The 15,751-nt window shown below is 36.6% G+C and carries 20 protein-coding genes; 6 read left to right on the plus strand and 14 right to left on the minus strand.

Features of this window, described 5'->3' with window-relative positions; genetic code table 11:
• Window positions 1-28 precede the first annotated feature (28 nt).
• Window positions 29-667: a site-2 protease family protein gene (locus NX902_RS23080; RefSeq protein WP_095329535.1), complete on the minus strand. Its 639-nt coding sequence runs from the start codon at window positions 665-667 to the stop codon at window positions 29-31.
• A 222-nt stretch (window positions 668-889) separates the two neighbouring features.
• Here NX902_RS23080 and NX902_RS23085 point away from each other — a divergent pair, with 222 nt between their 5' ends.
• Complete coding sequence (locus NX902_RS23085) at window positions 890-1,075, plus strand: 2-hydroxymuconate tautomerase (RefSeq protein WP_095329534.1); 186 nt, start codon at window positions 890-892, stop codon at window positions 1,073-1,075.
• Window positions 1,076-1,132: 57 nt separating this feature from the next.
• On the opposite strand, the gene NX902_RS23090 is transcribed toward NX902_RS23085, so the two are convergent.
• From NX902_RS23090 to NX902_RS23100, 3 genes are all read right to left on the minus strand, one after another.
• Complete coding sequence (locus tag NX902_RS23090; protein WP_047940787.1) at window positions 1,133-1,639, minus strand: YwgA family protein; 507 nt, start codon at window positions 1,637-1,639, stop codon at window positions 1,133-1,135.
• Between the two features lie 41 nt (window positions 1,640-1,680).
• Complete coding sequence (locus NX902_RS23095; RefSeq protein ID WP_095329533.1) at window positions 1,681-2,982, minus strand: HD domain-containing protein; 1,302 nt, start codon at window positions 2,980-2,982, stop codon at window positions 1,681-1,683.
• A gap of 208 nt (window positions 2,983-3,190) precedes the next feature.
• Window positions 3,191-3,415, minus strand: coding sequence for a DUF1450 domain-containing protein (locus NX902_RS23100; RefSeq protein ID WP_095329532.1), 225 nt, complete (start codon window positions 3,413-3,415; stop codon window positions 3,191-3,193).
• A 278-nt stretch (window positions 3,416-3,693) separates the two neighbouring features.
• Between NX902_RS23100 and NX902_RS23105 the strand changes: the two genes are divergently transcribed.
• Window positions 3,694-5,028: an MFS transporter gene (locus NX902_RS23105; RefSeq protein ID WP_163185154.1), complete on the plus strand. Its 1,335-nt coding sequence runs from the start codon at window positions 3,694-3,696 to the stop codon at window positions 5,026-5,028.
• A 204-nt stretch (window positions 5,029-5,232) separates the two neighbouring features.
• Entirely contained in the window at window positions 5,233-6,054 is an 822-nt protein-coding gene (locus NX902_RS23110; protein WP_095329530.1) for an RsfA family transcriptional regulator, read from the plus strand.
• Between the two features lie 628 nt (window positions 6,055-6,682).
• Here the strand turns inward: NX902_RS23110 and NX902_RS23115 are convergent.
• The gene (locus tag NX902_RS23115; RefSeq protein WP_163185150.1) at window positions 6,683-7,528 is read right to left on the minus strand and encodes a lipoyl protein ligase domain-containing protein; all 846 of its coding nucleotides are present in this window, start codon (window positions 7,526-7,528) and stop codon (window positions 6,683-6,685) included.
• Window positions 7,529-7,853: 325 nt separating this feature from the next.
• The gene (gene pta, locus NX902_RS23120; RefSeq protein ID WP_095329528.1) at window positions 7,854-8,831 is read right to left on the minus strand and encodes a phosphate acetyltransferase; all 978 of its coding nucleotides are present in this window, start codon (window positions 8,829-8,831) and stop codon (window positions 7,854-7,856) included.
• Window positions 8,832-9,178: 347 nt separating this feature from the next.
• Between pta and hemQ the strand changes: the two genes are divergently transcribed.
• Both hemQ and gerQ read left to right on the plus strand, forming a co-directional pair.
• Complete coding sequence (gene hemQ, locus NX902_RS23125; RefSeq protein WP_095329527.1) at window positions 9,179-9,931, plus strand: hydrogen peroxide-dependent heme synthase; 753 nt, start codon at window positions 9,179-9,181, stop codon at window positions 9,929-9,931.
• 263 nt (window positions 9,932-10,194) lie between these two features.
• Window positions 10,195-10,668 carry a spore coat protein GerQ gene (gene gerQ / locus NX902_RS23130; protein ID WP_095329526.1) on the plus strand — a complete coding sequence of 158 codons (474 nt, stop codon included), beginning with the start codon at window positions 10,195-10,197 and terminating at the stop codon, window positions 10,666-10,668.
• 146 nt (window positions 10,669-10,814) lie between these two features.
• Here the strand turns inward: gerQ and NX902_RS23135 are convergent, their stop codons facing one another.
• From NX902_RS23135 to NX902_RS23155, 5 genes are all read right to left on the minus strand, one after another.
• Window positions 10,815-11,186 carry a DUF423 domain-containing protein gene (locus NX902_RS23135; protein WP_095329525.1) on the minus strand — a complete coding sequence of 124 codons (372 nt, stop codon included), beginning with the start codon at window positions 11,184-11,186 and terminating at the stop codon, window positions 10,815-10,817.
• A gap of 97 nt (window positions 11,187-11,283) precedes the next feature.
• Entirely contained in the window at window positions 11,284-11,574 is a 291-nt protein-coding gene (locus NX902_RS23140; protein WP_095329524.1) for a YwdI family protein, read from the minus strand.
• Between the two features lies 1 nt (window position 11,575).
• Entirely contained in the window at window positions 11,576-11,749 is a 174-nt protein-coding gene (locus tag NX902_RS23145) for a uracil-DNA glycosylase (RefSeq protein WP_095329523.1), read from the minus strand.
• 107 nt (window positions 11,750-11,856) lie between these two features.
• On the minus strand, window positions 11,857-12,525 hold the full coding sequence (locus NX902_RS23150) for a uracil-DNA glycosylase (RefSeq protein ID WP_171510182.1): 669 nt from the start codon (window positions 12,523-12,525) through the stop codon (window positions 11,857-11,859).
• Between the two features lie 13 nt (window positions 12,526-12,538).
• Window positions 12,539-13,288, minus strand: coding sequence for a DUF4230 domain-containing protein (locus NX902_RS23155; protein WP_123258505.1), 750 nt, complete (start codon window positions 13,286-13,288; stop codon window positions 12,539-12,541).
• 196 nt (window positions 13,289-13,484) lie between these two features.
• Here NX902_RS23155 and NX902_RS23160 point away from each other — a divergent pair, with 196 nt between their 5' ends.
• A complete protein-coding gene (locus tag NX902_RS23160) occupies window positions 13,485-13,808 on the plus strand; it encodes a general stress protein (RefSeq protein WP_047940799.1) in 324 nt (107 codons plus the stop codon).
• A gap of 33 nt (window positions 13,809-13,841) precedes the next feature.
• Here NX902_RS23160 and NX902_RS23165 read toward each other — a convergent pair whose 3' ends face one another.
• The 3 genes from NX902_RS23165 to NX902_RS23175 are packed head-to-tail and all read right to left on the minus strand — an operon-like array spanning window position 13,842 to window position 15,573.
• Window positions 13,842-14,864, minus strand: coding sequence for a MoeB/ThiF family adenylyltransferase (locus NX902_RS23165; protein ID WP_163185147.1), 1,023 nt, complete (start codon window positions 14,862-14,864; stop codon window positions 13,842-13,844).
• Between the two features lie 17 nt (window positions 14,865-14,881).
• Entirely contained in the window at window positions 14,882-15,115 is a 234-nt protein-coding gene (gene moaD / locus NX902_RS23170; protein ID WP_123258507.1) for a molybdopterin converting factor subunit 1, read from the minus strand.
• Window positions 15,112-15,573, minus strand: coding sequence for a molybdenum cofactor biosynthesis protein MoaE (locus NX902_RS23175; RefSeq protein WP_095329511.1), 462 nt, complete (start codon window positions 15,571-15,573; stop codon window positions 15,112-15,114). Before NX902_RS23175 ends, moaD begins: the two co-directional genes overlap by 4 nt.
• Window positions 15,574-15,751: the final 178 nt, after the last annotated feature.

Raw genomic sequence — 15,751 nt, forward strand, 5'->3', positions numbered from 1 at the left:
ATAAAACCGACTTTTATCCTCTGTAAAATCAAAATAACAATTGATTAAACAGCGACAGAAAAAAGTATCGTATCACTTCAATCCAAGGGAATATCGTATAGCTTGATAAACCTGTAACAATTAATACAATAAATAAAATAGATCCATAAACTTCATACTTGGACATCGCTGCTCTGACTCGTGAGGAAACCAGATCTTCAATAATTCGGTAACCATCTAAAGGGGGCAAAGGAAGCAAATTAAAAGCAAATAGTAATAAGTTCATATAAACAAAAATTTCAAAAAACGGATATAAATCAAAATTACTTCCCATTGGTACTTGTAACTTTATTAATATTGCAAGAATGATAAAACCAAGAAAAGCTAATATTAAGTTACTGACAGGACCTGCTAAAGTCACCAATACTCCAGCTAATTTTGGCCGCTTAAAATAATGACGATTAACCGGTACTGGCTTCGCCCATCCGAATCCTGCGATTAAGATAAAAATTGCCCCTATGAGATCAATATGAGCGATTGGATTTAGCGTTAACCTTCCTTGCTTTTGCGCCGTGGGATCTCCAAATTTATAGGCTACAAATGCATGTGCGAATTCATGGAAGGTAAAACCTATTACAATGGAAATAATAATATATGGCAAATCCGCCAAATTTTGCGAAAATAACAAATGATTAGCTCCCCTCTATACACAGTTTCTATGGAAAATGAATATTCTCTATCTAGTAATGTTTCCTTTTAAAATTATACATGATATTAAATTGGAAAGGAAAATTTTCTTTTGTTGGCCTCTTCATAAGACTCTATTTACATGCATATACGCTGATTAGAAACTTGCACTTTTCCAAGAAATATGAAAAACTACAATCAAAACTAAGGAGGATTTGAACAAATGCCATATGTCACTGTAAAAATGTTAGAAGGTAGAACGGAGGAGCAAAAGAAAAATTTAGTAGAGAAAGTAACAGAAGCAGTTGTGGAGACAACAGGCGCATCAAAGGAAAAAGTAGTAGTCTTTATTGAAGAAATGCCTACAAACCATTATGCTGTTGCAGGCAAACGCCTAAGCGATCAGTAAAAGCAGTTCAAAAAGGTCCCGCCCAGCAAATCAAATCGTTGCACGGCAGGACCTTTTTTAATGATTTCTTTTCTCTCTTAAGCTTTCAATATACGCATAGGCAATCTCTATTTCTTCTTCCGTATATTTTTGTTTGGCCTTTAATGTGAATACTTTTTCCTTCACTTCTTCCTTTGGAAGGCTATCAAAGAAAAGAACGGTTGACACAAGCTCAAGGAAGCGAGAATTCTGGCCATTCATATCTTCTAGACAAGGAGACAAATCAGGCATTTCCACCTCATTAAGGTCCAAAAATTCCTTTCCATTATCGGTTAAAGTATATCGATATTGGAAATATCCTCCCTTTTTCTCTTTTACTTCATTCAAAAAACCCATATTGCATAATTCTTCTATTCGCAAGGTTAGTTCTTCTGAATAGGGACCGAAAAAGTGAAACTGATATTTTTCATGAAATGGAAAATCGAGCTTTTTTGCGATATATATCATTTTTTGCAGCTTTTTTCTTCCAATAATTTCGCCCGAAGCAGCAATTGCTTTCATTACTTTGGCATGATCTTTTAACAAATTGGGTCATCTCCTACTCCATTTAATCCTAAGACATACATCTATTGAATATCCAACAATTGACGAATTTGTTTTTTTATTTCCCCTTTGGAACTGTCATCCTTTAAAATATCCTTAGGAAAATATAACTTGTGATCGGTTCTTCTTTTTCCAGAAATACTATCAACAATTTCTGATTCTCTGGAAAGCTCTCTAATTTCTCCGTTTTTCATCAATAGATGAATCGGTAATCGCTCTTCCTCTTCTCCAGGTCGATAAAAATCATAGGGAAGATCTGACGAAGAATCGACAACTAAATAATACTCCGGATCCAAACCTACTTTTTGGAATAAACCAGATAATTCTTGAAGCTTTTTATATTCTTTAGCTGGATCAAACTCCACATACTTAAAAAGATTTCGGTTCATAAACCTGCGGCAGAGATCCTTCAAAACGGCATCATCTTCTTCTTGCCACATCTGAAAATAGTAGAGAATAATAGCCTCATCCAATTTTAAGTAGTCTTCTAACGATGTTTCGTCTTCAAAAATTGAGTAAAAATGAATAGGGTGATATTTAAAAGAGTAGAATTGCTCGTGTAAATATTTCGCTCTATGTAGAATTTTCGTAAGAATTACTTCCGCACTTCTTGTCACTGGATGGAAATAGACCTGCCAGTACATTTGATAACGGCTCATAATATAGTCTTCTACCGCGTGCATTCCGCTTTTTTTAATAACAGCCTGATCTTCACGCGGACGCATTACGCGCAAAATTCGTTCCATATCGAAATTCCCGTAGCTAACCCCTGTAAAATATGCATCTCTTAGCAAATAATCCATTCGGTCTGCATCTATCTGACTGGAAATTAAACTAACTACTAGTTTTTCCTTGGAGGTTTTGGCAATTATTTCGGCAACCTTTTTAGGGAAGTCCTTCTCTACTTTTGTCAAAACCTTATTAACTTCTGTTTTTCCTAAGATAATTCTGCGTGTAAATTCTTCATGATCAAGATCAAACACTTTTTCAAAAGAATGAGAAAAAGGGCCATGGCCTAAATCATGTAAGAGAGCGGCACATAAAGAAAGCAACCTTTGGTCATTGTTCCATTCTTCTCGGCCTTCAAAAACATCGTCAATGATTCTTCTAACAATTTCATATACTCCTAGAGAGTGATTAAACCTGCTATGTTCTGCACCATGAAAGGTAAGATAAGTCGTGCCCAGCTGTTTAATTCTTCTCAGTCGCTGAAATTCTTTTGTTCCAATCAAGTCCCATATCACTCTGTCGCGAACATGAATATAGCGATGGACTGGATCTTTAAATACTTTCTCTTCATTTAGCTTATCCGTCGAATATGGCATCTTTCTCACTCTCTTTCATTCATTGGCTATTTTTTATTCATTCTAGTAATTAGAGTAATTCCATATTCTAAAGATAGAAAAAGAGGGTTCCGTGTAGGCATTTTAAAAGGGAAAAGAATCATGGCTTTCTCCATAAAATAACTATCCAGTGGAAACTCCTCTGTTTTACTAAGGCTCTGTTCATTTTCATTGTTGTTTTATACGAAGATTATTTTTTCAGCTTCGCATTGATCTTATCCATTAACTCTTCTTCTGTTAATGCAGCTAGTGGACGATTATTGACAAAAGCAAATGTTTTTTTACGACCAGGACCGCAATAGGATTGACAGCCTATATCAATTTTAGCATCTGGATCAATTTGCTTTAAACGGGGTATTAACGTTTTTAAATTCACTGCCTGACAATCGTCGCAAACACGAAATTCGTTTGCCATTTGGACAACCCTTTCTATACATGCTCTCCAATTACGTTATCGAAAATTTATTCGACAACATTCTCACTTATTACTATATGGTATTTTACCCCTTCTCCACTAGCAATGCAAGATGCAAAAGATTGTAAAATAGTGACGAATTTGTGGAGAAAATCCACTAGTCCAACAGTATTATTCCCCCACTACTATAACAATAATTTTTGTAAACTAGCTCGCTTCTCTATATTAATTAAGCAATATGGGTTATAATTTTCTCTTGAATATAGGGAGGTTATACAATGAACAAAAGTAGAATATTAGTAATGTGCAGCATTGTTCTTGCGATGCTTATTGCCTCTATTGATACGACTATTATGAATACAACTATGCCAATTATTGCAGAAGAACTTGGCGGTACGGAATTATACGCTTGGTCTTTTGCTGCTTATATGATAGCAAGCACAATTCTATCACCAATTGCAGGAAGACTTTCCGATTTATTTGGAAGAAAAAAGCTGTTTGCTTTTGGAATTATTGTCTTTTTAATTGGTTCCCTGCTATGCGGAATCTCATCCACTATGACTCAATTAGTTATTTTTAGAGCATTGCAAGGGATGGGAGCTGGATTCATGATGCCATTTCCTGCAATCATTGCTGGGGATCTTTTTTCTATTGAAAAGCGAGGGAAAATCCAAGCATTATTTACTGGCATGTGGGCTTTATCCGCCATATTAGCCCCTACTCTTGGTTCTCTCTTTGTAGAATTTATGAGTTGGAGATGGATTTTTTATATCAATTTACCAGTATGCATTATTGCACTCCTAACTTTAATTCCATATAAAGAAGTTTATCAAGCTAAAAAGGCACAGGTGGATTACATCGGAGCAATGCTATTTGGAATCGGAATAACTTGTTTATTACTAGTTACAGTCCTTGAAAGCTACCTTTATCTTTATGCTATAATAGGTGTCCTTCTGTTAATCACCTTTTATTTCTTTGAAAAAAGACAAACATCTCCTATTGTTCCATTATCCATTTTCAAAAATAAGACGATCACTTGGATGTTTATTAATGGATTTGTTGGAACATTGGCCTTATTTGGAACATCGAGCTATATTCCATTATTCCTCCAAAATCAGGCAGGGTTGTCTGTATTATGGAGTGGGGTTTCTCTCCTTGGCCTATCGGTTGGATGGATGGCCATGTCTGTTCCTGCAGGGAAATGGATATTAAAATATGGCTATCGCATTCTATTAATTATTGGAAATGCCCTATTGCTGCTTTCAGGAATATTATTAGTATTATTAAATGAATCAAATGGCTTCTGGTACGTATTTATTCTTATGGTCGTACAAGGTCTTGCCTTCGGCTTACTAAGTACAGTAGGTGTGATTGGTGCCCAGGCACTAGTTGGAAACCATGAAAAGGGAATTTCCACCTCCTTCTTTATGTTTTGCCGAAACATGGGAACAGCTATTGGCGTAACGATTATGGGATCATTGCTAAATAGTGGTGCAACCTTTATGGATGGCATTCACCATCTCTTCCTATTTGGATTTATTGTTAGCATATTTGCTTTTCTTTCTGCATTCTTCATTCGAAACGAAGAAGCTTTAGTTGAAAAAAATGTATAGAGATTCCCATCTTCTTTGTTCCAAAAACAGTCGGTTTATCGCCGGCTGTTTTTTTAATCCTCTTTATCCGCTAATTTCCCTTTTTTCAATTCTATAAAAAAATCTACTATCCTTGTATTTCTTTTGTATAAACATCCAAGTTTCTGGAAAAGATGGGACTAGAAATATTTATTTATCGTGATTAAGTTGGGAGTTGAGTTATCAATGAAAGTTAGACAAGATGCATGGTCAGAAGAAAATGACCTATTATTAGCAGAAACAGTTTTAAGACATGTACGAGAAGGGAGCACACAGTTAAATGCCTTTGAAGAAGTTGGGGATAAACTAAACAGAACTTCGGCAGCCTGTGGATTCCGCTGGAATGCAGTCGTTCGCCATCAATATGAAAAAGCACTTCAGCTTGCCAAAAAACAACGAAAGCAACGACAACGGATGTTAGGAAAAGATCAAGGCGGCAAGAAAAAGCTATTATATTCACCACCTGTGCCAACAGTGGATGATTTCGAAGCACTTACTGTATCCACTAGCTTAGAAATGGGTTCTATGGATTTAGATGCTATGGAAACATTCATTACAGCAGAAACATTAGATACAAATGTTAATAGTCCACAAGAAGAAGAGCTTGCAAACTATCAATCAGAAGAAGATGAGCAGCCATTACCAGCGTATGAAGCGAAACAAGCACCTGTCTATTCATCTGTAAATCATAGCCAAGCTGGCACACTAAATTTCGACATGGTTCTTTCCTACTTACAAAATTTCCGAAATGCTACCATCCAGATGGAAATCTTAAAAAGCGAGAATGAAAGATTAAAAAGAGAAATGACTTCCATTAAAAGTCGAAACAAGGAATTAGAAGACAAGCTCCATCAAATCGAAAACAACTCAGAAACCATGCAAGAAGATTACGAGACACTGATGAAAATTATGAACAGAGCCCGAAAACTCGTCCTCCTAGAAGAAGACGAGCGCCCAACCAAATTTAAAATGGACCGAAACGGAAACCTCGAAAAAGTCGCAGAGTAACTAAAAAGCGGAAGCGCCTTGCTCATCAGCGTACAAACTGGAGGGCTTCGACTGAGATAAAGGATACACGGCGAACGCCAGTGAGTCGATGTTGACTTATCGTAGGGAGAAGACCGAAGTTTGCTAGCTGATAGGCGCTGTAGCTGGATTATGTTAAAGCGGAAAGGGACTGTTTAGCGGCGTGTGGGATGGAGCAACATTTCCTGAGATATAGGAAACACAGTGAGCGACAGCGATCTGATGTTGACTTATCGTAGGGAAAGGTTGTGAAGCCCATCAGCCGCTGGTCCCTTGAAGCTGGATTATGTTAAAGCGGAAGCGCCTTGCTCATCAGCGTACAAACTGGTCGACTAAAAACGCCACGTCCTGTGGCAACGTCGACACTAGTACATCCTATACGTCGAAGGGCTTCGACTGAGATAAAGGATACACGGCGAACGCCAGTGAGTCGATGTTGACTTATCGTAGGGAGAGGTTGTGAAGCCATTATCTAATCTACCTGTAGCGGTCCAAATTTATTAAAAAGAGAGAGGATTAATAGTTGGCAGCACATTTCTCGATTATAAATAGAGGATAAGAAAAGGGATTTTCTTTACTTGAAACCCCCTTCCTTATCCTCTTTTTGGTTTTAGCGAAATGGCTGCATGATTTTCTCGTTTCTTTCCACAACCCGATCATAATAAGATTCAAATAGCGAAAGCTCTTCTCCTTGTAATTGATCTGCAAATAAAAATTCTGCATGATCCTTTAAAGCTAGTAACAATTTGGTCATAACTTGATCAACTGTTAAAGATACTCCTAACAATTCTGCTAAGGATGCCATTACTTCAGGGTCTATCTCGGGATACTCAAACTTTGTCGTCTCTCCTTGTAGACCAGAAGAATAAAATTGTTTGATGATCCCTGCTCTATCCTGTCCACTTCCATTTACGCAAAGATAAATTTGCACAGCAACTCCGTTTCTTAAGCGTCTCTGGGAAATTCCAGCGAATTTTTTTCCATCAATACTTAAGTCATAGCTGCCAGGGCAATAGGAACCAACAATCTCTTTTGCTTCAATCGTTTTTCCATACTCACGGAACATATATTTAATCAATTCAAACATCGTATCATAACCACTGTTAATATCAATTCGTTTCTCCTGCTCTGGGAGAATAAGTGATATATTTAACACGTCCTTATCTAATACGACAGCTAGACCACCTGAATTACGAACAATATAGTGGTATCCCTGCTCCTTTAAAAAAGTTAATGCCTCTTTCAAATGTGGTAATCTCGTATCTTGAATTCCTAATACAATTGTCCGATCATGCACCCATGTTCTGGCCGTAGCTGGCGCCATCCCGCTTCCGACGGAAGAACATAAGGTATCATCCATACCAAAAGATGTAAGCGCGGATACATGTAAACCTGTTGTAGACTGATCAATAATTCTCCATTTTTCTTGTTTTAATAAACTAGTATTGCCAACCATCACTTAGCTCCTTCTGTTTATACCAACTATCTATTCCATTTTAAAAAGTTTTAGTCCTCTTTATTCATCACAATGATTTATTATAACGAATTTAGAGCTATTTCAAAAGCACTCTTCTCTTATTTGCATATATTTTCGTATCAATTTTTAGGAATAAACTTAAATCTGCTTCGTTCATTCGCTCTAATTACTTTTTCTTTAATCCGGGACAGATACTACCCATATGTTGTATAACTTGAAAATTTTATGAGAGGGATAAGATAAAAGGTAGATGACATAAACAAAAAAGACGCCTCCCATTCTAAGGAGACGCCTGCTTTTAAATTTATTTTGTTAAGCTTTGACCAGCTGTAATTAGAGCTAATTTATAAACATCTTCTTCGTTACATCCACGAGAAAGATCGTTTACAGGAGCATTTAATCCTTGAAGGATTGGTCCTACTGCTTCAAAGTTACCTAGTCTTTGGGCAATCTTATAGCCAATATTACCAGCTTCAAGGCTAGGGAATACAAATACATTTGCATCACCTTGAATTGGAGAATCTGGAGCTTTTTGTTTTGCTACAGATGGAACAAATGCAGCATCAAACTGGAATTCACCATCGATTACTAATAATGGATCTCTTAATTTAGCTTCTGCTAATGCACCTTCTACTTTTTCTGTTTCTGGTGATTTTGCAGAGCCTTTTGTAGAGAAGCTTAACATTGCAACACGTGGATCAATGTCAAACATTCTTGCTGTTTTCGCACTTTCCACAGCGATTTCAGCAAGATCTTGGCTATCTGGAGTAATATTGATTGCACAATCCGCGAATACATATTTCTCATCTTCGCGCACCATGATAAATACACCAGATGTCTTTTTCACACCTTGTTTTGTTTTAATGATTTGTAAAGCTGGACGAACTGTATCTGCTGTTGAGTGAATAGCGCCACTTACTAAACCATTTGCTTGATTAGCATATACAAGCATTGTTCCAAAATAGTTTTCATCTAAAAGAATTTTACGAGCATCTTCTTCCGTTACTTTTCCTTTACGTCTTTCCACAAAAGAAGCAACTAGTGCATCAAACTGAGCATATTTCTTTGGATCATAAATTTCTGCGTTTTCTAATGAAACACCAAGATTGTCTGCTTTTGTTTGAATTTCTTCTATGTCACCAATTAAAACAGGGATTAACACTTTATCTTCTGCTAAACGACCAGCAGCTTTTAAAATTCGCTCATCTAAAGCTTCTGGAAAAACGATTTTTACGTTTTGACCAGTTACTTTTTCCTTTAAACCTGTAAATAAATCACTCATTAATTTTCTTCCTCCTTTTTATGTACACTTAATAGGATACTCTACCATCATAAAATTTCAAGAAATTTTCCTTACTTTCTTCTATTTTTATCCCATATAAAGCAAGATCTACTCATCTCACTCAGAAGAAGATGGAGAAGAAAAAACATTGGTTGTAGTTCTATTTATACAATGTGATATTTCCCTATATTTATCTTCCTTATACTCTTTTGACCAAACTGAAACTTCCATTTTTTAGAAGTCACAATAAGTTCACAATTATCCTAAGGGTTATTCCACTAAAATCTGGAGAAACTATGATATAGTTAAAATCGTATTAACGTTATTAATAAGGAGTGAACATATAAATGAGTGAAGCAGCAAAAACATTAGATGGCTGGTATTGTCTTCATGATTTCCGGACAGTAGATTGGACTACCTGGAAAATGTTACCTGACGAAGAAAGACAAGAAGCTATCACTGAATTCCTAGGTCTATTGGAAAAATGGAACACTGTTCAAGAAAATAATAGCGGCAGCCATGCATTATATACAATTGTTGGGCAAAAAGCGGACTTCATGATGATGATTCTCCGTCCCACTATGGAAGAATTACAGCAATTAGAAACAGAATTTAATAAAACCAAATTAGCTGAGTTTACGGTTCCAGCTCATTCCTATGTTTCTGTTGTAGAATTAAGCAATTACCTGCCTTCCGATTCCGATAAAGATCCATATGAGAACCCATATGTAAAATCTAGACTATACCCAATCCTACCAGAATCCAGCTATGTGTGCTTCTATCCGATGGATAAACGTCGTCAAGGAGAAGATAACTGGTATATGCTACCTATGGAAGATCGTAGAAGCCTAATGCACAGCCATGGCATGATTGGCCGCCAATATGCAGGGAAAGTAAAACAGATTATAACAGGATCTGTTGGTTTCGATGACTATGAATGGGGAGTAACCCTATTCTCAGACGATGTTCTTCAATTTAAAAAGTTAGTATATGAAATGCGTTTTGATGAAGTAAGCGCCCGTTATGGTGAATTTGGTTCTTTCTTTGTAGGAACCCTTCTAAAACAAGAAGCAATCACTAAATATTTACATGTAAACTAACACAATATGGAGAATTCCCTAAAGAATCTAGCTGATAGATGATTTAGGAGTTCTTCATTTTTTTTATAAAATTTTCTCATTAATTTAAATATAAAATTCAACTCTCCTTGTCATAACTTATTCCTTTTTCTCATAGGATGAAATAGTGAGCGATGACCTATGAATGAAACAACATTCACCGTCTACTTTCTAAAATTTATGGTCAACTTCGAATGGCGGAAGTATGTAGTGAAGAGTGGATAGAAGATAATGGAGGGATGAAAATGAGTCAGTCAAATTATGGGAACTATGGTTATCCACAAGGATATAGGAATTTTTCTGGGCAAATTCCTACCTATGGAAATCAGCAAGGGTTTCAACAACAAGTACCAATACAGCAAGGAATGCCTATGCCTACACAGGCACCAACACCAACACCGCCTGCTACACCTACTACATTACCAGGACAGTTGCCAATAGAAGCATCCTATATCGAGAATATTTTACGCCTTAACAAAGGGAAAATTGCTACTGTCTATGCAACATTTGAAAACAATAGAGAATGGAATGCCAAAATCTTCAAGGGAATTATTGAAGCAGCAGGGCGAGATCATGTTATCTTAAGTGATCCACAATCTGGAATTCGCTATTTAATTCTAATGCTCTATATCGATTATGTTACATTTGATGAAGAAATAGAGTATGAATATCCTTTTGCCGCTGGTATGCCAGGGTTAGCAACATCCCCACCTAGATAACCAAAACACCTTCCCGTGCATCACTCATTTAGTGATGTACTTTTTTGTTCTTTATTAAGATTAATAATGTTTCTCTTTTTATAGAGACAAAAAAGAATAGGATGAACATTATGATCTGCTCACCTATCCTTTTTAATATACTCTTATTACATCCATTTCCATGCAGCAATAATCACTAAGAGCCACGCTACTATAAACGCTACTCCGCCAAGTGGTGTGATAGCGCCTAATACTTTTATTTGGGTAACAGCCAATATGTATAGGCTTCCTGCAAAGAGGATAATCCCAATGAACATCAGCCAGCCTGCCCAGTTTAACAAACCGCTTTCTGGAAACTTCCCTAAGAGTAAACCGATTAGAATTAAACCAGTACTATGAAACATTTGGTAGGTAACGCCAGTTTTCCATACTTCAAGGTATTTATTTGTGATTTTCCCCTCTAAGCCATGGGCACCAAACGCTCCTAAAGCGACGGATAATAATGCATTAATTGCTCCAATAATAATGAAAGCTTTCATTTTTATCTCCTTTTTTAAGGCTTTTTGCTAACAGAATCTATGTAAATAGATTGGATATTGCTTAACCCTTTTATTTACGATCGTAAAACAAGTATGCTTAAAAATCAAATAAGGAATCGCCATTTCCTTCGTCCATTTTTATTTTATTTGTTTGTGTCTGTATAGGTTGTTTTGGAATGCTTATTGGTGCTTGAACAGCTTGGAAGGATGGTTGCTGAACGGGTTGCTGAAAGGTTACGCCTTCTTTTCTTTCCTGTTCTAAAACCAATTCACATAAGGATTTAATTGCGTAAACTCTTTCTCTTATTCTTGCGTCAGAATTGCTTGCTTTTGCTTCTGTCAGCTGATCCTCTATTTTAGCTAATAATTGCTGGATTGATATATTCACTTCATCCCTCCTTTGCCTGAAATCGCAGGCATTCTTGTCCAGATGCTCTTTTTACCTCGACAGATGGCATCATTCTGCCTTTAAATTGGAATGCCTTGCACCCTTTAGGGAACTGACTATCCCATGTAACATAGTAGAATTTGCATTTATAACAATTAACCTTCTTCTTTTCCATTCCAAACCCCTTCTAATCCCTTAGAAGGAAATACATGATGAGTAGATACTTCTATTTATCTAATAGAAATGACCCTCATATATATTTCCTTTATTATATTCTTCTTTTCACAAAAAATCATCTATACACCAATTGATCGGGGACTGTCCATTATTTTCAAGCATCCTATTTATAGTAGAGAATGGTCTGCTTCCTAGAAAACCACGGTGAGCAGAAAGTGGACTTGGATGTGTCGATAAAATGGTGCCATGCTTTTCTTGATCAATAATAGCAAGCTTTTTTTGAGCTGGATTTCCCCATAGCACAAAAATAACTGGTTCTTCTCTGTCATTCAACATCTTTATTACTTTGTCTGTAAATACTTCCCATCCTTTTCCACGATGAGAATTTGCTTGTCCCGCTCTCACTGTTAAAACGGTATTTAATAGAAGCACTCCTTGGTCTGCCCAGCTTTTTAAATAGCCATGGTTCGGAATAGAACAGCCAAGATCAGCGTGAAGCTCTTTATAAATGTTTTTTAAAGATGGCGGAACTTTTACATCTGGCTTAACGGAAAAGCTTAAGCCATGAGCTTGATTCGGGCCATGATAAGGGTCCTGTCCCAAAATAACAACCTTTACTCTGTCATAAGGAGTATAGGTTAAACTATTAAAAATATCTTCTCTTTTAGGATAAATAGTAGATTCTCTGTATTCTGTTTCTAAGAAGGTTTCCAATTGGATAAAATACTCCTTCTGACGCTCCTGTTCCAATAATTGCTTCCATGATGCTGCCATACTATCTCCTCCTTTATTCTCCTGCAAAGCTGACTTCAAGCGTATAGCCTAGTCTTCCATAGAATTCCTTCAATGTTTTTTGAGCATTTTCCTCTGCTTTCACTAAAATCCCCTGGTCTACAGCCTCTTCCTTCATCGTTTCCTTTGCTTCATCCATTAAACTATATGCTTCTTCCCACTTTACATCTCCTCTAAAAATGCCTGCAACAGAATATGTTTCTACATTGTCAAAATCAATGGAAGGATCCTGAAGAAAATCTGCCTTTGGTAACTCGATATGGATGCTTTTCTCATCCTCATTTACTTTTAATTGATTTTCCGTAACTCGTGATAAGTCTACACCAGCTGTTAGTGTCCCTGGTACAACTAACAATATTTTTCTTTTTGTTCCAGGGAAATCCGTTTCAATTTCCTTACCAAAAATTTCATTATCCTCTTTTTCTAGAATTGTTTTTACAAAAGCTTGAGAGGTGGCTAAAGTGGATAAATCTTTCATCTGTTCTAGATAAGCTGTTGTTTTTAGAACAGACTCTTTCGGAAAGGCTACTTTCCACAAACCTACTATTCCGGCTATCAAAAGTATGATTAACACACTTAAAAAAAGCATGATTTTTTTATTTAACCGATTCCTTAGTCTATATAAACCAAAAAAAGGAAAGCGAATTCCCCTTCTGTTATTTAACTCCATTGCTGTACTTGCCTGTTCCCTTTTCCCTGCACTTAACTCCCGGTTGATTCGTTCTTTTTCTTTTTTACTTACCATTTAACCCCTCCTGATCCTATTATTGTCTCCTTCTATTATATAGGGAAATTTGTCGATTGTGGGGATATTTGTCTATGTAGTATTTCCCAAATCGCAGACTATGAAAAAATTACCAACGAAAAAATTGTTTCATTACCATTTTAAGAGGCTATATAAAAAACATAGATAAATTCCACTATTTTAGGAGGCTATCATTATGTATAAAGTAGAAGTAGTAGAAAACGGTGTACAAGCAACAAATATTATTAATGCATTAGAAAATCAAGGCTACAAAAAAGAGAATATTTACATTTTTGCTCACGATAAAGACCGTTCTGAGGATTTAACAAATGCAACGGAAACTGGAAATGTATCGATGAAGGAGCAAGGTTTACTTGATTCTATCAGCAACGTTTTCCGAAAAAGAGGAGATGAATTGCGTTCTAAATTACAATCAGTTGGCTTAACAGATGCAGAAGCGGCCAAATACGAGGAAGTATTAGATACAGGTAAATTAGTAATCGTTGGTTCACAAGAATAAAAAGAAATCCCGCTTTCTTCTAGCGGGATTTTTTTATCCTAATAATTGGTCATATAGCTTCTTTGCATAGACAACATCTTTTGTTTCATGGATTAATGCTCTTCCATCTTTAAAAAAGACTACTCTATTTCTTTCTAGCTGAACAGATAGGAGAAACGGATTTTGTCGCACTTTGTATCCTTTCTTTTGAAAGCTTTCTGTTAATTGTTGAAAAGGAATATTTTTTGGACTAGATGGGCGAATTTGAACCGTCTCTCTTCCACATAAAACAGCTACCTTTGTCTGATTCTCCTTTTCGAGAAAAGGATATGTCCGTTTTTCACCACATGTAGGACAATCACTTCTCTTCGCACGGCTTACTTTCACATTGTGATATTCATTATTCCATAAATCAAACGTTAAAAAAGTTCCGCGCAAAGCAGCTTTGTCTTCTATTAAAAGCTTCAACGCCTCTGTTACTTGATGAGAAACGACCATCTGTACAGCTGGCGCAATAATTCCAACCGTATCACAAGTTAAACCAGTCATAGGCATTGTTTTCAATAAGCAATGAAGACAAGGTGTCTCACCTGGTATTATTGTGTAGCTCATCCCCGAACTCCCGACACAGGCCCCATAAATCCAGGGAATTCTATGCTTAACAGCCATATCATTTACTATCATTCTTATTTCCATATTATCAGTAGCATCTATTATTAAGTCGATATTCTCAACTAACTGTTCTAATAGCGCAGCCGTTGCCTCACCAATTATTCCTTTCACTGTGCAGTCTCTATTAATTTCCTTTAGTCTATTTTCGGCGGCAAATGCTTTTGGTATTTTCTCATCAGCATCCTTTTCTGTATATAGCTGCTGCCGCTGCAGGTTGCTTTTTTCGACATAATCTCTATCTATAATGGTTAAGCTTCCGATACCGCTTCTGCATAACATCTCTGCAACGGAAGACCCTAATGCACCTGCACCAATAATTAATACATGCTTCCTGCCAATTATTCTCTGCCCTTCTTTTCCAATAGAGGAAAACAAAACTTGGCGTGAATATCTGCTTTGATCCATTTGTAACTACTCCTTCCTCATCCCCCGCTAACAGGTGGAATAAAGGCAATTGTATCGTTTTCTTCCACTGTATCTTCTTCCAATGCAAATTCCTCGTTTACCGCAACCATTACTCCTTGAAGAGACAGCGAAGGAAATGCATTTAATAAATATTCCTTAAGCTGTGCAATCGTCTGCCCTTGCCATTCCAATTCCATTGCCTCTTTTCCTATTATTTCTTTCACTCCAGCAAAGAAAAGTAATTGGATCAATTTAATTCCTCCTCACTTGGTGTGCCATCTTCATACCTTTTCGTTCCTTTCTGGTTCCCAATCCACTCTTCACCAGATTCCCAATGTTCCCTCTTCCAAATTGGCACGATTTCTTTTATTCTTTCTATCGCATATTGATTGGCCTCATAAGCATCCTTTCGATGAGGAGTCGAAACTGCTATCACTACCGCTACATCACTGATTTCCAGCTTGCCGATTCGATGAGTAATTGCAATATCAATGTCTCCCCACTTCTCCTTTACCTCTTCCCCTATTTGCGCAAGTTTTTTCGCAGCCATCGGCACATATGCCTCATATGTTAAAAATAATGTTTTTTTTCCAGCAGTCATTTCCCTTACCGTACCAATAAAAGTAGTAATCGCACCTGCATTTCTTCTTACAACCTTATCAATAACCTCTTGCAAATTAATTGGACGGTCCGTTATTTCAAATCTCATATGAATTCCTCTCTCGATCTACTCTTACCTTTTTTTCTTATCGATTTTTCTATTTTTCTTTCAAACGGAAAGATTATATTTAAAGGTTACCATAAACAAAGACAGAATTCTCTTACTACTCTTTGCTCTTTTCCATATTTTTTATCATTGGTATGCAAAATCATCTTGTAAAGCAGAC

The sequence above is a fragment of the Niallia sp. FSL W8-0954 genome, assembly GCF_038005605.1.
In the GTDB taxonomy this organism is placed as follows: domain Bacteria; phylum Bacillota; class Bacilli; order Bacillales; family Cytobacillaceae; genus Niallia; species Niallia circulans_A.

What these genes read in the sequence shown, in the direction of transcription:
- NX902_RS23110 (WP_095329530.1), top strand. Translation starts at nt 5,233, where the DNA reads ATGAAAGTTAGACAAGATGCATGGTCAGAAGAAAATGACCTATTATTA.
- gerQ (WP_095329526.1), top strand. Translation starts at nt 10,195, where the DNA reads ATGAGTCAGTCAAATTATGGGAACTATGGTTATCCACAAGGATATAGG.
- NX902_RS23145 (WP_095329523.1), bottom strand. Translation starts at nt 11,749, where the DNA reads ATGGAAAAGAAGAAGGTTAATTGTTATAAATGCAAATTCTACTATGTT.
- hemQ (WP_095329527.1), top strand. Translation starts at nt 9,179, where the DNA reads ATGAGTGAAGCAGCAAAAACATTAGATGGCTGGTATTGTCTTCATGAT.
- NX902_RS23160 (WP_047940799.1), top strand. Translation starts at nt 13,485, where the DNA reads ATGTATAAAGTAGAAGTAGTAGAAAACGGTGTACAAGCAACAAATATT.
- NX902_RS23135 (WP_095329525.1), bottom strand. Translation starts at nt 11,186, where the DNA reads ATGAAAGCTTTCATTATTATTGGAGCAATTAATGCATTATTATCCGTC.
- NX902_RS23100 (WP_095329532.1), bottom strand. Translation starts at nt 3,415, where the DNA reads ATGGCAAACGAATTTCGTGTTTGCGACGATTGTCAGGCAGTGAATTTA.
- NX902_RS23115 (WP_163185150.1), bottom strand. Translation starts at nt 7,528, where the DNA reads ATGGTTGGCAATACTAGTTTATTAAAACAAGAAAAATGGAGAATTATT.
- NX902_RS23175 (WP_095329511.1), bottom strand. Translation starts at nt 15,573, where the DNA reads ATGAGATTTGAAATAACGGACCGTCCAATTAATTTGCAAGAGGTTATT.
- NX902_RS23095 (WP_095329533.1), bottom strand. Translation starts at nt 2,982, where the DNA reads ATGCCATATTCGACGGATAAGCTAAATGAAGAGAAAGTATTTAAAGAT.
- NX902_RS23085 (WP_095329534.1), top strand. Translation starts at nt 890, where the DNA reads ATGCCATATGTCACTGTAAAAATGTTAGAAGGTAGAACGGAGGAGCAA.
- NX902_RS23105 (WP_163185154.1), top strand. Translation starts at nt 3,694, where the DNA reads ATGAACAAAAGTAGAATATTAGTAATGTGCAGCATTGTTCTTGCGATG.
- NX902_RS23150 (WP_171510182.1), bottom strand. Translation starts at nt 12,525, where the DNA reads ATGGCAGCATCATGGAAGCAATTATTGGAACAGGAGCGTCAGAAGGAG.
- NX902_RS23165 (WP_163185147.1), bottom strand. Translation starts at nt 14,864, where the DNA reads ATGGATCAAAGCAGATATTCACGCCAAGTTTTGTTTTCCTCTATTGGA.
- NX902_RS23155 (WP_123258505.1), bottom strand. Translation starts at nt 13,288, where the DNA reads ATGGTAAGTAAAAAAGAAAAAGAACGAATCAACCGGGAGTTAAGTGCA.
- pta (WP_095329528.1), bottom strand. Translation starts at nt 8,831, where the DNA reads ATGAGTGATTTATTTACAGGTTTAAAGGAAAAAGTAACTGGTCAAAAC.